The organism is Mesonia sediminis, assembly GCF_042684705.1.
Lineage (GTDB): Bacteria > Bacteroidota > Bacteroidia > Flavobacteriales > Flavobacteriaceae > Mesonia > Mesonia sediminis.
In genome coordinates this window covers 690,022-706,562 of record NZ_JBHULZ010000041.1, presented here as the reverse complement: position 1 = coordinate 706,562, position 16,541 = coordinate 690,022, and the positions used below count along the sequence as shown (strand labels likewise).

At 39.3% G+C, this 16,541-nt stretch carries 15 protein-coding genes; 9 read left to right on the top strand and 6 right to left on the bottom strand.

The window, feature by feature from the left end; translation table 11 throughout:
- Positions 1-1,515 precede the first annotated feature (1,515 nt).
- From ACFSQ0_RS11275 to ACFSQ0_RS11265, 3 genes are all read left to right on the top strand, one after another.
- Positions 1,516-1,761 carry a ribbon-helix-helix domain-containing protein gene (locus ACFSQ0_RS11275; RefSeq protein WP_379048314.1) on the top strand — a complete coding sequence of 82 codons (246 nt, stop codon included), beginning with the start codon at positions 1,516-1,518 and terminating at the stop codon, positions 1,759-1,761.
- A complete protein-coding gene (locus ACFSQ0_RS11270) occupies positions 1,748-2,035 on the top strand; it encodes a type II toxin-antitoxin system RelE/ParE family toxin (RefSeq protein ID WP_379048312.1) in 288 nt (95 codons plus the stop codon). The genes ACFSQ0_RS11275 and ACFSQ0_RS11270 overlap by 14 nt, the downstream gene beginning before the upstream one ends.
- A gap of 412 nt (positions 2,036-2,447) precedes the next feature.
- Positions 2,448-2,924, top strand: coding sequence for a PH domain-containing protein (locus ACFSQ0_RS11265; protein WP_379048310.1), 477 nt, complete (start codon positions 2,448-2,450; stop codon positions 2,922-2,924).
- Between the two features lie 1,214 nt (positions 2,925-4,138).
- Here ACFSQ0_RS11265 and ACFSQ0_RS11260 read toward each other — a convergent pair.
- Positions 4,139-5,707 carry an ABC transporter substrate-binding protein gene (locus ACFSQ0_RS11260; protein WP_379048308.1) on the bottom strand — a complete coding sequence of 523 codons (1,569 nt, stop codon included), beginning with the start codon at positions 5,705-5,707 and terminating at the stop codon, positions 4,139-4,141.
- Positions 5,708-5,857: 150 nt separating this feature from the next.
- On the opposite strand from ACFSQ0_RS11260, the gene mtaB reads away from it, so the two are divergent.
- The gene (gene mtaB, locus ACFSQ0_RS11255; RefSeq protein WP_379048306.1) at positions 5,858-7,219 is read left to right on the top strand and encodes a tRNA (N(6)-L-threonylcarbamoyladenosine(37)-C(2))-methylthiotransferase MtaB; all 1,362 of its coding nucleotides are present in this window, start codon (positions 5,858-5,860) and stop codon (positions 7,217-7,219) included.
- On the opposite strand, the gene ACFSQ0_RS11250 is transcribed toward mtaB, so the two are convergent.
- On the bottom strand, positions 7,216-7,524 hold the full coding sequence (locus ACFSQ0_RS11250) for an N-acetyltransferase (RefSeq protein ID WP_379048304.1): 309 nt from the start codon (positions 7,522-7,524) through the stop codon (positions 7,216-7,218). The genes mtaB and ACFSQ0_RS11250 overlap by 4 nt on opposite strands.
- 241 nt (positions 7,525-7,765) lie before the next feature.
- Between ACFSQ0_RS11250 and ACFSQ0_RS11245 the strand changes: the two genes are divergently transcribed.
- From ACFSQ0_RS11245 to cls, 3 genes are read left to right on the top strand one after another with little or no spacing between them, the layout of a single operon-like run.
- Positions 7,766-8,485: an alpha/beta fold hydrolase gene (locus ACFSQ0_RS11245; protein ID WP_379048302.1), complete on the top strand. Its 720-nt coding sequence runs from the start codon at positions 7,766-7,768 to the stop codon at positions 8,483-8,485.
- Between the two features lie 21 nt (positions 8,486-8,506).
- On the top strand, positions 8,507-9,475 hold the full coding sequence (locus ACFSQ0_RS11240; protein ID WP_379048300.1) for a lytic transglycosylase domain-containing protein: 969 nt from the start codon (positions 8,507-8,509) through the stop codon (positions 9,473-9,475).
- Positions 9,472-10,929 (top strand): cardiolipin synthase, encoded by a 1,458-nt coding sequence (gene cls / locus ACFSQ0_RS11235; RefSeq protein WP_379048298.1) that lies wholly within the window; start codon positions 9,472-9,474, stop codon positions 10,927-10,929. The genes ACFSQ0_RS11240 and cls overlap by 4 nt, the downstream gene beginning before the upstream one ends.
- A gap of 2 nt (positions 10,930-10,931) precedes the next feature.
- Here the strand turns inward: cls and ACFSQ0_RS11230 are convergent, their stop codons facing one another.
- Positions 10,932-11,597: a TlpA family protein disulfide reductase gene (locus tag ACFSQ0_RS11230; protein ID WP_379048296.1), complete on the bottom strand. Its 666-nt coding sequence runs from the start codon at positions 11,595-11,597 to the stop codon at positions 10,932-10,934.
- A gap of 90 nt (positions 11,598-11,687) precedes the next feature.
- Positions 11,688-12,203: a DUF2892 domain-containing protein gene (locus ACFSQ0_RS11225; RefSeq protein WP_379048294.1), complete on the bottom strand. Its 516-nt coding sequence runs from the start codon at positions 12,201-12,203 to the stop codon at positions 11,688-11,690.
- A gap of 345 nt (positions 12,204-12,548) precedes the next feature.
- On the opposite strand from ACFSQ0_RS11225, the gene rpmH reads away from it, so the two are divergent.
- Positions 12,549-12,707, top strand: coding sequence for a 50S ribosomal protein L34 (gene rpmH, locus ACFSQ0_RS11220; protein WP_013071475.1), 159 nt, complete (start codon positions 12,549-12,551; stop codon positions 12,705-12,707).
- A gap of 103 nt (positions 12,708-12,810) precedes the next feature.
- The gene (gene carB, locus ACFSQ0_RS11215) at positions 12,811-15,666 is read left to right on the top strand and encodes a carbamoyl-phosphate synthase large subunit (RefSeq protein WP_379048292.1); all 2,856 of its coding nucleotides are present in this window, start codon (positions 12,811-12,813) and stop codon (positions 15,664-15,666) included.
- A 137-nt stretch (positions 15,667-15,803) separates the two neighbouring features.
- Here carB and ACFSQ0_RS11210 read toward each other — a convergent pair whose 3' ends face one another.
- Both ACFSQ0_RS11210 and ACFSQ0_RS11205 read right to left on the bottom strand, forming a co-directional pair.
- Positions 15,804-16,040, bottom strand: coding sequence for a hypothetical protein (locus ACFSQ0_RS11210; protein WP_379048290.1), 237 nt, complete (start codon positions 16,038-16,040; stop codon positions 15,804-15,806).
- A complete protein-coding gene (locus tag ACFSQ0_RS11205) occupies positions 16,037-16,495 on the bottom strand; it encodes an SRPBCC family protein (RefSeq protein ID WP_379048288.1) in 459 nt (152 codons plus the stop codon). The genes ACFSQ0_RS11210 and ACFSQ0_RS11205 overlap by 4 nt, the downstream gene beginning before the upstream one ends.
- Between the last annotated feature and the right edge of the window lie 46 nt (positions 16,496-16,541).

Below are 16,541 nucleotides of genomic sequence, written 5' to 3'. Positions count from 1 at the left end.
TCGGGTGAGTTCCTAAAATTTAGCTTGCAAACCTACAATTTAGCGCTAGTTTCGTAAGCCTAGACTTTTTTGCTACTTTTTTCGGCAATGGAAAAAAGTAGAGGGATAAAAAATAAATAGCTTTAGTTTTCGATTAGTAGCGTATAATAATGGTAACTATAAAGATATTCGCTACTTTTCGACCGTGTCTCGATACACGTTTTTATGGCTTACGCCATAAAATCGCACTCGACATGACAAGGTAGGTTTTAAACGCACTGTCACTTCGAGTGGGCCAGCCTAGCCAACAGGCATTTATGCCGTATTTGGACTTGCTGGGTTGTATCGAGAAGTGGTTTAATTAGAACTAAAAAGTATTCGTTACTTTTCGACTGCACCTCGATACTTCGCATATTTGTTCTACCGCCCAAAAACCCGAAACTCGGTGTGACAAGGCGTGTTTTAGTATTTTCTTTTGGTAAAATAACAAACGAGTCGTTCCCAATGAAAATCCAACTTCAAACAAAAAGCTACAAATTCTTTCTGTTCATTTTTGCTTGATCAAAAACGAACCAAAAAATCAAGAATAGTCGAGGAAATTGCCTTAAGCTGAAAGTGTTCAGCTTAAAGCATTATCGCTGCATGCTCTTTTTCGCTATCGCGAAACGCACTTCCGCTTGTCACTCGCTATTTCTGAAACTATTCGGGTTTTTAATTGAAAAGTAATTTATTTTATATGGTAGTTACTTTCTGAAGAGGCAGGTATTAAACGCCCTGTCACTTCGAGTGGGCCAGCCTAGCCAACCGGCATTTATGCCGCAGTTGGACTCGCTGGGTTGTATCGAGAAGTGAATGGATTGAAACTATAAAAGTATTCGCTACTTTTCGACTTGTTCTCGATACTTCGCATTTTTGTTCTATCGTCCAAAAATCCGAAACTCGAACTGACAAGGTAGGTTTTAAAAAATTAGTACTTAGCGAGACCTTATGGGAGTCTCGATTTTTCTGGTGGCTGTCACTTCGAGTGGGCCAGCTTAGCTAACAGGCATTTTTAATGCCGTAGTTGGACTTGCTGGGTTGTATCGAGAAGTGCTGTTCAACGAGAACTATAAAAGTATTCACTACTTTTCGACTTGTTCTCGATACTTCACATTTTTGGTTTACCACCAAAAATCCGAAACTCGAACTGACAAGGCAGGTTATTTTACAAAAAGAATACATAAAGATACCATTTAAACCTGGCCTATCGAAAATAGAGCGTAAAATTGGCAGTGCAGTAAGCGTTAAAAATTTTAGGCTGTTTGAGACCGATTGGAAATCGGGTGAGTTCCTAAAATTTAGCTTGCCAACCTACAATTTAGCGCTAGTTTCGTCAGCCTAGATTTTCGTAGTCCCGATATTTCGGGGTTTGCTACTTTTTTCGGCGAAGGAAAAAAGTAGAGGGATAAATAAAAGTAGTTCCTTTTGCTTGGGATAGTGTACTTGTATTTGCAACTGATTCGATAATGGTGTATATTTACATCAAATAAATTAATCATGTCTAGACAAAGTATTTCATTTACCAAGCCTAATGATGAATGGCTAAAGGCTCAAGTAGATAGTAAAGAGTATTCAAGCAAGAGCGAGTTAGTGAACGACTTAATACGGCAAGCCCGAAAACAGCAAGTTCAAATTGATTGGATTAGGGCCAAAATTGAAAGAGCTGAGAATAGTGGATTTACTAATGATAGTAAAGAAAGTATTTTAGCTGAATCAAAGTCTTTGCTTGATGGCTCAATATAAATTGTCAAACGAAGCAAAAACTGACTTAATTCGTATTCACCATTATGGGATTAAAAAATTTGGATTGACCCAAGCGGATAAATATTTTGAGACATTTTTTGAGTATTTTGACATTATCGCTGAACAACCTTTTTCATTTGAAGCGGTTGACCATATAAAAGACGGATATAGACGCTGCGTGTGCGGAGTGGATAGTATTTACTATAGAGTTAATAACAATAATGTCGAAATAATGACCATAGTTGGAAGACAAGATTTGAATGATAAATTATAAAAACGGGAATTCATAATTTAAAATCAAAATGAACGGTCTATACAGGTAATATGAAGTTCCCCTCGCTGGTGCGCGATTGCATCGCGTTCTCCTAACCCCATTGCAATCAATTGCTCAAAACTAGAATTCATAATCCAAGTATAAAACTTAAGTCCCCAATATAAAGACCTTTTGAATTAAGAAACTTGTAATTAAGGCTCCTATTTTAAAAATAGTATTTTTCATCTATCCGTAAATAGGTAAAAGACCAGAGACTACAATTGTGCTGGTGCGGGAGTCACGAACGAGACGCTCGTGTCAACGAGGCTAGGGTTTTCTATTCGGTTTTTATTTGCTAAATTAGTTGATTAAACCAAGTAATTACTCCCAGCTAGGGTCGCTGTAGAGCAATTAAAAGAACATATATCAAGAAATGAAAACCTACCAAAGCAAAAGCTCAATATTTGTAAAAATTGCCACTGCTAGCATTTTGATTTTAGTTACGCTGATTGCAATAATGTTAACCACCACCGATAAAAGTTATGGTCTTATTGGTGGAGTTATTTTGAGTTTGCTAATTTTTGGTTCTGTGATTTACTTTTACTCCAACTCTTTGAAAAAAATTGTTATCGAAAAGGATTTTATTATATTACAAAAAAACATCGGACAGATAAAGATTTTGAAGGTTGATATTATTGAAGTAAGCAGATTAAGCTATTCTAATTTGACAATGACTTATGGAAGTAAAGGTTTTTTTGGATTTATCGGCAAGACAATGGATGATTCCATCAGTCTTGTAAAAGACAGAAAAAATATGCTGCGCATTACAACGAAAAACAAAAGGTACCTATTCAGCTCTCTTAATTCTGACCAATTGGTGCAAGAAATGAAAAGGATCCGCAATAACTAAACCTTTCCCAATCAAGATCCAACTTCAAACAAAAAGCTACAAATTCTTTCTGTTCATTTTTGCTTGATCAAAAACGAACCAAAAAATCAAGAATAGTTGAGGAAATTGCTTTACGCTGAAAGTGTTCAGCGGAAAGCATCACTCGTTCCTTATCGCTGCATGCTCTTTTTCGCTACCGCGAAACGCACTTCCGCTTGTCACTCGCTATTTCTGAAACTATTCGGGTTTTTAATTGAAAAATAATAAGTAGAGTTATTAATACCCAGCAGCCCACGTCAAAAAGCGTTTCAAAGCAGGGCTTTGTAATCTTTTTCTTCAGTATAACTTGTATTTTGCGTGAAGAATTGGTGAAGCCTTGGAACCAATTTAGCAAAATACAAGTGGTTTTCAGCTTGTCTGAAAAATACCTCAGAAAAAGTGTACTTTCTTTTGTTTCGTTTTCTTTATACAAGTAAAGAAAATGAAAATTAGGACATAGTATTATTTATGAATTGTTATCATGTAGGTTTGGAAAAAGAAAATAAATCCGCTACTTTTCGACTTGTTCTCGATACTTCGCATTTTTGTTCTATCGTCCAAAAATCCGAAACTCGAACTGACAAGACGTGGTTTTCTACAAAGAAATACAACCACTTTTTAAATCGGCCTATCGAAAATAGCGCGTAAAATTGGCAGTGCAGTAAGCGTTAAAAATTTTAGGCTGTTTGAGCCCGATTGAAAATCGGGTGAGTTCCTAAAATTTAGCTTGCAAACCTACAATTTAGCGCTAGTTTCGTCAGCCTAGACTTTTTTGCTACTTTTTTCGGCGATGGAAAAAAGTAGAGGAATAAAAAATAAATAGCTTTAGTTTTCGATTAGTAGCGTATTTTTAATGGTAACTATAAAGATATTCGCTACTTTTCGACCGTGTCTCGATACACGTTTTTATGGCTTACGCCATAAAATCGCACTCGACATGACAAGGTAGGTTTTAAACGCACTGTCACTTCGAGTGGGCCAGCTTAGCCAACAGGCATTTTTAATGCCGTATTTGGACTCGCTGGGTTGTATCGAGAAGTGGTTGAATTAAAACTAAAAAAGTATTCGCTACTTTTCGACTTTGCCTCGATACTTCGCATTTTTGTTCTATCGCCCAAAAATCCGAAACTCGAACTGACAAGGCGTGTTGTAACAGACATTAGGCTGATAATCCTCTCGAATGAAACAACAAGGCTTTACTGCAATGCTTGTTTTTGCACCCGTTTTAAATCCAATAGGTTAATCGCATTGATGCCTAAGCCGTGAACATTTTTTTGTGTAAAGCGTACCACCTCGTCATAATACAAAGGAATAACCGGTGCCGCTTGCATAAGCAATGCATCCATTTGTCGATATAAGCTTTCGCGGGCTTGGGCTTCAGGTGCCGTCATGGCCTTTTGGTATAAGCTATCGAATGTTGCCGAAGCATAATGCGTATAATTGGGACCGTGGGGCGACCAGTTGGCTTTATAAAAAAGCGAGAGGTAATTTTGTGCATCGGGATAATCGGCAATCCAACTGGCTCGGAAAGCCGATAGCTTTCCAGCCGATCTCAATTGACGTAAGGTAGAAGGGGGCATAACTTCTACTTCAGTTTGTATGCCCACTTGTGTAAGCTGGCCCTGTAGGTATTCTACTAAATCAAGATAATTGGCACTAGTGCTTATCTTTAGCCGAACCGGAATGTTGGGGTGCTCTTGTTTAAACTGTTGAATGAGCGCACGGGCTTTTTCTGGTTGATAGGTATAAAATCCGCTAGACGTATGGGCAGGGAGTCCGCGTGGAATAAATCCGCCTTGAGCGGGAACCCCAATATTATTGCGTAAATAGCGCATCATAGTGGGTTTGTCTATGGCATAATTTAAGGCTTGCCGAAACGAGCGGTAATGGGTGGCTTGTTGAGGATCACCTACATATAAACCAATGTACTCGGTGTTAAGGTAAGGTGCTTTTTGGAGGCTGATTTTTTCTTGGTAACGCGTATTCAATTGCCCCTGACTGTTGAGCAGTTCGTCTTTGTAGGCAGGGTCTAATCCGCTTAAAAAATCTAGTTTGCCCTGGGCGAATTGCAGAAATTCTGCTTGCTTATCGGGTAAGAAAGTGATGGCCACAGCTTCGAGGTAGGGCAGTCGTTCGCCATTTTCATCAAATTCGTGATAGTTGGTATTTTTTCTAAAAACCAATTTCTCATTCGGTTCCCAGCGTTTGAAATAAAAGGGTCCGGTACCTATGGGGTTGGCTCTAAAGTCTAGCTGCTGCATTTCTTGGGGTATGATGCTGCAAAATTTCATACTGAGCAAACCTAAAAAACCGGGGAAAGCTTGGTGAAGTTTGATTTGCACTTGGTTGTTGTTAAGTGCTTCAATGCTTTTTACTTGGTTCATCACCCAGCTACCGGGTGAAGCCACTTGTTTATCAGTGAGGCGTTTTAGACTATATACCACATCTTGTGCTTGCACTTGCCTATCGGCAAGATTTTTAAAAACTTCATTTTCGTGAAAGTAAACTTGTGGTTTGAGGTTAAAGGTATAGGTGGTGGCATCTTCGCTGATGCTCCAAGATTCGGCTAAATCGGGCTGAATTTCAAGGTTTTCATCTAATTGTACTAGGGTGTTGTACAACTGGTGGCAAGCCCAGATGTTGCGTTGATCTTTAGCAAAAGCCGGATCGAGCGAGGTGATATTGGCGTGCTCGTTGTACCGAAAGACGGCTGTGTCGGGGTACAGCGGGGCTTGGGGTTGGCAGCCAAAGCATAAGCTGAGCAACAAACAAATTAAAACGGAAGGATTCCGAAATAGCAGCCAGTTGCGGCTAGTTTTTTTTAAACAAGAATTAGGTTGTATATTTGCACACATTTTTAAAGAAAACCAAGCAGTTAAGCTTGGCAATAATACTAAAAGAAATTTGGATAGCGCGTGGGAAGTGAGACAGAAATAGCAAAAAAAGTAGCCTTTTATACCTTAGGCTGTAAATTGAATTTTTCGGAAACCTCTACCATTGCTCGTTCTTTTGAGCAGGAAGGTTTTAATCGGGTAGAATTTCATGAGTCGGCCGATATATATGTGATCAATACATGTAGTGTAACCGAAAACGCCGATAAACGTTTTAAGGGTATTGTAAAACAGGCGCAGAAAGTAAATCCAGATGCTTTTGTAATAGCAGTAGGCTGTTATGCGCAACTCAAGCCTGAAGAGCTAGCCGATGTAAACGGCGTAGACCTAGTTTTAGGAGCAACCGAAAAGTTTAAAATCACGCATTATCTGAATGATTTGTTAGCCCAACCCAAGCTCGATGGCGGAAATGGTTTAGTACACGCTTGTGAAATTGATGAAGCCGATTTTTATGTGGGAAGTTATAGTATTGGCGACAGAACCCGGGCTTTTCTAAAAGTACAAGACGGTTGCGACTATAAATGTACCTACTGTACAATACCGCTGGCACGGGGAATATCGCGTAGTGATACCTTACCTAATGTATTGAAAAATGCTGCCGAAATCGCCGCACAAGATATCAAAGAGATTGTGCTAACCGGAGTGAATATTGGTGATTATGGAAAAGGTGAGTTTGGCAATAAAAAGCATGAGCATACCTTTTATGAATTGGTACAGGCTCTAGATGAAGTACCAGGTATAGAGCGTTTGCGTATTTCGAGTATAGAACCCAATTTGCTGAAAAATGAAACCATAGATTTTGTAGCACAAAGCCGCAGTTTTGTGCCCCATTTTCATATTCCGCTGCAAAGCGGTAGCGATGCGATGCTTAAATTAATGCGTCGCCGGTATATGAGTGATTTGTATGTAAATAGGGTACAGGCTATAAAAGCAGCAATGCCGCATGCATGTATAGGGGTAGATGTGATTGTAGGATTTCCCGGTGAAACCGAAGAACATTTCTTAGAGACCTATAATTTCTTAAACGATTTACCTATTTCTTATTTACACGTATTTACTTACTCTGAGCGTGAGAATACGCCAGCGGCAAGTATGCCAGGAGTAGTGCCCTTAAAGCAACGCAAAAAACGAAGCAAAATGCTACGTGGTTTGTCGGCTAAAAAGCGACGTGCTTTTTATGAAGCGCAATTGGGTAGTGAGCGCAGCGTGTTATTTGAAGGCGAAAATAAAGCCGGTTATATACACGGGTTTACCGAAAACTACGTGAAAGTAAAAATGCCGTGGGATCCTAGTTTTGTGAATACCATTCACCGTATAAAACTAACCGAAATAGACGAAGACGGCTTGGTGCGCTTTGATTTTGTAGGCGAAGAGGCGGCGATTTAAAGCGACATTCCCATAGGAATTAAATCGTCATATTGTTTTTTTCGGGCTTTAAAAAAGCGGGCTACTTCTTTACCGGTGGGCACAATTTTTAATCGGCCTAAGCTGCGCACATAATCAAATACCTGTTCTAAGAAAGCGTCAACTTGTACGGTGGTTAAACCTTCTGGCGGATTTTGATGCAAGCGAGAAAGAAATATTTTGCGTTCTTGTTTGCTGTATTCAATTGCGATAAATACTTGATCTACTTGGGCTTCAAATTGTCTGATGAATTCATTGTCTTTTAAAGGGGCGGTAATACTGGGCATAATTTATAAATTTTAAACAGATTAGTTTTAGCGTTAATCAACTCATAAACAGGTATAAAGATACGAAAAATTATCGGGTACGGGAGTAAAGGAGTAGACTTTGACGTTTCTTTAAGGCTTGATTTTTAGGGGCGGCTTTAGTTTTTACGCTTAGGCGGATTAAAAAAGTTAATCTATATATTTTCTGACCAACAAGAGGCTTTTTTTAGTATATTCCTATTAGATTTGTGTCGAGTAAATTATGTTAAACGATTCGTCTACATCGGTGGAAACCCCACCAGCAGTAAAACAAAAAATACCGGTTTATTTTATGCCCGGTATGGCTGCTAGTCCGGCTATTTTTGAATACCTGCAATTGGATGAAGATCGGTTTGATTTGGTGTATTTGTCATGGAAGATGCCTGAAGGGGGAGAAAGTCTAAAGCATTATGTGAAGCGCTATCTGCCCGAAATCAAACACGAGCATCCGGTATTAATCGGAGTGTCTTTTGGCGGGATAATCGTGCAAGAGTTAGCTCAATTGCTAGCCGTACGCCGAGTGATTATTATTTCGAGTATCAAAACGCACTTAGAGATGCCAAGACGCTTGCGTTGGGCAAAGAGTATGAAATTGTATAAGCTTTTACCTACTCAATGGGCACAGAAGATTGAAAACCTATCTGACTGGCCAGTAGGAAACTACACGCGCAAGCGGGCGAAGTGGTATAAAAAATACCTGAGTGTGCATCAAAAAGAATATTTAGATTGGTCTTTGGAGCAAATCTTGCATTGGAAACAAGAAAAACCATTGCCTGGTTTGGTGCATATACATGGTACCGAAGACCCTATTTTTCCGGTGAAATATATCCAAAACTATATTCCGGTGCAAGGTGGTACGCATGCGATGATTATCGAGCGTTTTAGGTGGTTTAATGAGCACTTGCCCGCTTATATAGAGCAAGGCGTGCTGGTAGATGAATAAGAAAAAGAAAAAAATATACGTATGAAGAGGATGAATCGGTTTTTAAGTGTTGTAGGGGTGATTGCCCTGAGTGGAATTGGAGCGCTGGCGCTGAGTAGTTACCAGCAGCATAATGATTATGAAGCCCTAATTGAAAAGGACTTGCTGCCCAAAAAAGCGGAGCCGCATGTAAAAGATTATAAAGTGTATGCCTTGCCTATACCCGAAAACATCAATTTTGCGGGAGAAGCGGTGCCTTTAGACAATCCAGATATTCGGGAGCGACTCGATCGAGAAATGTTGGTGAATACCTATTGGCAGTCAAATGGCTTGTTGTTACTCAAACGCATGAACAAGTACTTTCCTATTATTGAACCGATTTTAGCTAAACATGGCGTTCCCGATGATTTTAAATACTTGGCCGTTGCCGAAAGTGGCTTAATGCCAGTGGTGTCGCCTGCGGGCGCTACAGGTTTTTGGCAAATAATGAAAACCACGGGACGGGAGTATGGTTTAGAAATCAATGACAATATCGATGAACGCTATCATATCGCCAAATCGACCGAAGTGGCTTGTGCTTATTTGAAAAAAGCCAAAGAAGAGTTGGGAAGTTGGACACTTGCGGCTGCTGCTTATAATGCTGGGAATTACGGTATTCGAAAACAGCAAGATCGCCAGGAAGTGAACGATTATTACGACTTGTTGTTGAATATAGAAACGGGTCGATATGTGTTCCGTATTTTAGCGATTAAAACGATTTTTAGTCAGCCAAAAGCCTATGGTTTTCACTTTAATAAAGAAGATTTGTATAGTCCGGTGCCCACCAGAACCGTGGTGGTAGATACACCCGTAACTAACTTTGCCCGTTTTGCTAAGAAAATGGATATCAATTATAAGATTTTAAAAATCCATAACCCTTGGTTGCGCGAAGCGCACCTCGACAATGCCTCGCGTAAGGCCTACGAATTGGAAATTCCACTTGATGAGGTGTATACCTACCAACCCGAATGATAGACTTTATAAGTAATAATTGGCTCATTAGCCTATTGATTCTGAATTACCTTTTGGCGATAGGTACGGCCTTTTTTGTGATTCGCAACAATGGGAATCCGGTTTCTACACTTTCATATGTATTGGGTTTGTTGCTTTTTCCTTTTGTAGGCCTTTTGGTGTATTTGTTTTTTGGTCAGGAATACCGCAAAGATAAAATGTTTAAACGCCAAGGGGTGTTTAATCATAAAATCATCAAGAAGTGGGAGAAAAAGCTGTTGGTAGATGAGGAGTCGCTCGAAAAGTATGAAGAGTCTTTTCTTGAGCAGTACTCAGCTGTGGTGGGTTTGGTGCAAAACACCCAACGTAAACCGCTGACTTTTGGCAATGATGTGCGTTTGCTCAACAATGGAGATGAGAAATTCGAGGCGCTTTTTGATGCCCTACGTAAAGCCCAGCGTTTTATACATTTAGAATATTATATTTTTGGTCAGGGTGAAATCGGTAGACAATTGCTTGATTTGCTTTGTGAACGCGCTCAAGAGGGAGTTGCTGTAAAGGTAATTTATGATTATGTAGGTAGTCAATTAGCAAGTCGTGATAAGAAGAGGTTAGAGGAGGCGGGAGTAGAAATTTATCCGTTTATGCCCGTATGGTTTCCTAATCTCACGCGTAAACTAAACTATCGCGACCATCGCAAACTTTGTGTGATTGATGGGAGCATCGGATTTGTGGGAGGCATTAACGTGAGCGATGAATATGTAAATAGCCTTAACGATTCTTTTTGGCGCGACATTCACTTGCGGTTAGAAGGAAATGTAGTCAAATCATTACACGCTCATTTTTTATTGAATTGGAATTTTGTAACCGGTTCAAAAGAAATAAGTATAGCCGAAGATTATTTTCCTAAGGTAAAAGACTGCGGCGAGATTGCCATGCAAATTGTGGCCAGCGGTCCAGATTCCGACAGTCCGCACATAATGCGGGCCTTGTTTACGGCTATCAATCAGGCACGTGAGAGCATTTTAATCACCACCCCTTATTTTATTCCTAATGAACCTATGCTGGTCGCCCTAAAAACCGCAGCAGCACGTGGAGTTGATATTCAACTTATGTGTCCGCGTGACGGAGATTCTTGGGCTGCGAAGTATGCGACGCATTCCTATTTTCGGGATATATTGGCTTCTGGTATTCGCATATTTCATTATTGTAAAGGCATGTTGCATGCTAAGACGATGCTCATTGACGGTCAGTTATGCAGTGTAGGTACTTCTAATTTTGACTACCGCAGTTTTGAAATCAATTTTGAAATCAACGCCTTGATATATAACGAAGATTTTACTCAGAAAATGCAACAGCATTTTGAAAAGGACAAGCAAGATTGCGAAGAAGTGCTGTTAGAGCTCTGGTTAGAACGACCTTTAAAGGAAAAGATAAAAGAATCTTTCTCTAGGCTATGGGCTCCCTTACTGTAGGCCTAAGGACTAGCCAATAGTACCTGTACTCCTTTTTTAAATTGCTGAACATTGAATTGTACTGCATTTTTTATGTCTTGTTCAATATGAGGTTTAGGCAGGTGTTCAATACCTAAAATCTCTTTTTCTTGACTGATGTAAAAAGTAGTTGGAAGACCTAAGGAATGCTTCATTGTTTTTACCAAATGCGCTTCACGGTTGCTTAGTTCATCTACATACAGCACATGCACAAATCGATTGTATTTACGGCTCACTCTGCGCGCTTGTTTACGTTTATCCCAGAACAAGACCACGAAATCAATTTCTTTTTTATATTTTTTTGCTAAGGCATTTAGCGATTGCACTTCACCTTTGCTCGCCACACACCAAGAAGCGTAGGTCATTAGGTACATTGGTTTTTTAAAATCGTTAAAGCAGGTTTTACCAGTGCGGACACAAGAAACCTTGAAATTATCGAGATAGGTTCCGCGCAACTGGTGATTCACCAAAGAATCGAATAAAATTTGTGCGCGTTCATAATCTTTATGTCGATAAGCCTTACGAGCTTTCTTTTTGTAGGTTTTTATATGCCTGCCTATAGCTTCAGAAAACAACACCTCTTGTTGCTTGGTGTCTTGGCTCCAAGCAAAAAAAGGTAGTAAAATGAGTAATAGTAAAAGTTTTTGCATATTTACCGAATTAATCATCAATAAATATATAAAAAAAATGCGTAAAAAATAAATTCTACGCATTAGTATTAGGGATGTGATAGCTATCGTTTAGATCCGCTTCATTTGCTGCTTCATCATGTTGATTTGATCGGCAAGCATATTATGTTTATCTAAAGTTTTAGCTTCTTTCAATAAGATTTGTGCCTCGCGCTTACGTCTTTTGGTCATCGCTATTCCGGCAAGGTTTAATTTAGCCATGGCTAGGTCTTGGCTCATCGATAGGCCTAGTTTAATGGCGCGTTTAAAATATTTTTCGGCTTTAGTCATATTTTTTTGCGATACCATTAAACCGTGGAGGTACCAATAATACCCTTGTTGTTTTTGTACCAATGCCGATTCAGGGTTTTTAATTTTATCGAGCCATTTTTTGGCTCCGTCAAAGTCTTGTTTACGCAGGCGTAAAAAAGCCAGTAGAATCAATTCGTTTTTAAAATAAAGGAAAACAAAAATTGCGGCAAGCAAAATTAGAAAAATACCGTTTCCAATTTGGCCTTCTATAAATTGATAAATCGCAAAGGCAAAAATGGCCCCAGCTAAAACCAGTTTAAGGTTCTTATTAAACATAATTTGTTTTTTTTAATGTCCGCAAAGGTAAGAAAAAAAATGAATGCCGTATCGGTGAAAAAGGGCTAAACCCACTAGACTGGATACTAGGGAGACTTGAAAATTATTTTTGATGTCTAAGGGAGACCAAGAATTAAGATTTAAAGTGCCTAAAACCAAGTATTTATTTGTTACTTTGCCCGGGCGATGAAAAGCCATTTGGTTTGCTTTAAAAAAACCGTAAAAAAATTAATATTCCATTTGTGAGACTAAAAACTTGTTGTATATTTGCCCGCAGTTTAAAAGCAGCAAGGCTTTTATATTTTTAGAATTAAGATTTCAACAGAAGATTAAAGATATTTTAAGATGAAAAGAACGTTTCAACCCTCGAAAAGAAAAAGAAAAAATAAGCACGGCTTTAGAGAGCGTATGGCCAGTGTTAACGGTCGCAAAGTGCTTGCAAGAAGAAGAGCTAAAGGTAGAAAGAAACTTTCTGTTTCTTCAGAAAATAGACATAAGCACTAATAATGATTGTGTTATCAAAATTTTTTAAAGGTGTTACCGGTGGTAACGCCTTTTTTTATATCTAGAATCTACTTAAATTTAAACATCTATAACTGCTAGCGTTATGCCAAAAAATAAAGATTTAAAAAGTATATTAATCATAGGTTCGGGTCCTATTGTAATTGGGCAGGCCTGTGAATTTGATTATTCTGGTAGCCAGTCGCTGCGCTCTCTGCGCGAAGATGGAATTGAAACCATCTTGATTAACTCTAATCCGGCCACCATTATGACCGACCCCACCATGGCCGATCATGTGTATCTCAAGCCGCTTACCACCAAATCGCTGATTGAAATATTAAAAGAACATCCGCAAATCGATGCGGTATTGCCCACAATGGGAGGGCAAACAGCCTTGAACTTATGTATTGAAGCAGATGAAAAAGGTATTTGGAAAGATTTTGATGTGAAGATAATCGGGGTAGATATCGCCGCGATCAATATAACCGAAGATCGAGAAGAGTTTAAGCAGTTGATGTCACGTATCGATATACCGGTAGCACCTGCCAAAACAGCCAAATCGATGTTAGAGGGGAAAGAAATCGCCCAAGAATTTGGCTTGCCGCTTTTAATACGAGCTTCTTTTACTTTAGGAGGAGCTGGTGCCGCATTTGTTGAAACCAAAGAAGAATTTGAGCAGGCTTTAGCCCATGGACTTGAAGTTTCGCCTATTCACGAAGTGCTTATTGATAAAGCTTTGCAGGGTTGGAAAGAGTATGAGTTGGAGTTATTACGCGATAATAACAATAACGTAGTGATTATTTGTACGGTAGAAAATATGGATCCGATGGGAATTCATACCGGAGACTCTATTACTGTAGCCCCTGCTATGACGTTGAGTGATAAAACTTTTCAGCGTATGCGCGATATGGCCATCAAAATGATGCGTAATATCGGAGATTTCGCCGGGGGTTGTAATGTACAATTTGCTGTGAGTCCAGATGAAAAAGAAGACATCATCGCCATTGAAATCAATCCAAGGGTTTCGCGTTCATCCGCTTTAGCGTCAAAAGCAACGGGTTACCCTATTGCAAAAATAGCCGCCAAGTTGGCTTTGGGTTATACCTTAGACGAGTTGGAAAATCAGATAACCAAAACTACATCGGCATTATTTGAGCCTAGCTTAGATTATGTTATTGTAAAAATACCGCGCTGGAATTTTGATAAGTTTGAAGGCTCTAACCGCTTGTTAGGACCACAAATGAAATCGGTAGGTGAGGTAATGGGTATCGGGCGATCTTTTCAAGAGGCGCTGCATAAAGCAACCCAGTCGTTAGAGATCAAGCGCAACGGTTTGGGGGCAGATGGTAAAGGCTATAACGATTACGAAACCATAGTACAAAAATTGGCGAACCCAAGCTGGGATCGCGTGTTTGTTATTTATGATGCGATACAATTGGGTATTCCGCTGAGTAGAATTCACGAAATCACCAAAATAGATATGTGGTTCTTAAAGCAGTATGAAGAGCTGTATCATCTAGAAAAAGAAATTGCTAGTAATTATACTATAGAGAACATCGACAAAGAAATTTTGCTCGAGGCTAAGCAAAAAGGCTATGGAGACCGGCAAATTGCCCATATGCTAAATTGCTTAGAAAGCGAAGTTTATAAAAAACGAGAAGAGCTAAATATCAAACGCGTATACAAACTGGTTGATACTTGTGCGGCTGAGTTTGTTGCCAAAACACCTTATTACTACTCTACTTTTGAGGATGTAGTCGAAACGGCAGATGGTAAACAATACAGCCACAACGAAAGTGAGGTGAGCGATAAGAAAAAAATTATAGTGCTTGGTTCGGGGCCTAACCGAATAGGTCAAGGTATCGAGTTTGATTACTGCTGTGTACACGGGGTGATGGCTGCAGCCGAATGCGGTTACGAGACCATTATGATTAATTGTAACCCCGAGACGGTTTCGACCGATTTTGATACGGCCGATAAGTTGTATTTTGAGCCCGTATTCTGGGAGCATATTTATGATATTATTCGTCACGAGAAACCCGAAGGGGTAATCGTACAGTTGGGCGGACAAACCGCTTTAAAACTGGCCGAGAAACTGAACCGATACGGTATTAAAATTATGGGAACCAGTTATGAAGCCCTAGATTTGGCCGAAGATCGAGGTAGTTTCTCTAAATTATTACAAGAGAACAACATTCCTTATCCTGAGTTTGGTACTGCCGAAACAGCCGATGAGGCTTTGGCTTTAGCCGATGAGTTGAACTTTCCTATCTTAGTGCGTCCTTCGTATGTACTGGGAGGTCAAGGAATGAAGATTGTCATTAACAAACAACAATTAGAGCAGCACGTAGTGGATTTATTGCGTAGCATACCTAATAATAAACTTTTATTAGATCATTATTTAGATGGTGCAATTGAAGCTGAAGCGGATGCTATTTGTGATGGCGAAAATGTGTATATTATAGGAATTATGGAGCATATTGAGCCTTGTGGTATTCACAGTGGAGATTCAAATGCACTGCTACCTCCTTTTAACTTAGGTGATTTGGTTATTCAAAAGATAAAAGACCACACCAAGAAAATTGCTCTAGCGCTTAAAACGGTTGGTTTAATCAATGTTCAATTTGCTATAAAAGACGATGAGGTATATATTATTGAAGCCAATCCGCGTGCTTCGAGAACCGTACCATTTATCGCAAAAGCCTACGGCGAACCTTATGTGAATTATGCTGCAAAAGTAATGTTGGGAGAAAAGAAAGTCACCGATTTTGATTTCAACCCTCAACTTGAAGGTTATGCCATCAAGCAGCCGGTGTTCTCTTTTAACAAATTTCCAAATGTAAACAAACAACTAGGGCCAGAAATGAAGAGTACTGGAGAGAGTATTTTGTTTATCGATAGCTTACGCGATGATGCTTTTTATGATTTATATGCGCGTAGAAAAATGTACCTAACCAGCTAGGAGAAAGCCTAATGCTGATAAAATAAAAATCCCTTGCCTTAATACCGCAAGGGATTTTTTTATTGCTGATGCTAAAGGCGAGTCTTCCATAAACTTTAGCTTAATTGCTATAGTCTCCAAAAAGTAGTAAATGTTAATTAAGCTTGATGTAGCCTTGCTCGGTGGGGTTTCAGTGCGTCGCGTAAACGAATCATTAACGACTCAGGACAAACCAAATAAGCCTCCCAATGCATAGGGTTGATTTGTACTTGTTTAAAAACACTTAGCCCTAAATTTTCTCGTTGGTTGTATTCTTTTAGATGAACCAGGTGGTGCTGTGCAGTTTTTTCGGCATCAGGACCGCGGAAGTCCCAAATTAGTTCTAAGTTTCTCATGCTTCTTCTACTAAACTGGTGCCGTTTTCGGCAAAATTTTTAAAAGCCTCCATGTATTTATAGCTTTGCTTTTTAAAAGCTTTGGGCATCAAAAATCCCATGACTTTCAATGCTAAACTCGAGAAAATAAATTCGTTATCGGCTATCCAAGTAGTGGTGCCATCGGCATTGTCGACGAATGTATTGTGTTGAATGTTTTTTACCCCTCGAGTGGTGTATTCAGCTGTCATGGATTCGGGAAGCTTAATACTGATGATTTCTTCGACCATTTCAATTTCACGATTATTCATTTTGTAGCGCAGTTTCATTTTACTGCCTGCTTCGCCTTGAACAGCAGTAATCGGACTAGCTTTTAGCAATCCTTCCTGCCAGTGCTTTAAATTTTCTATCGAATCCATTTTTTCGATAAAAACGTGGCGAGGAACCGCTACCTTTATTTCAATTTTGTATTTCATAATCGATGGGCTAAAAATATTTTGGTAGCTAAGATATCAATTTTCT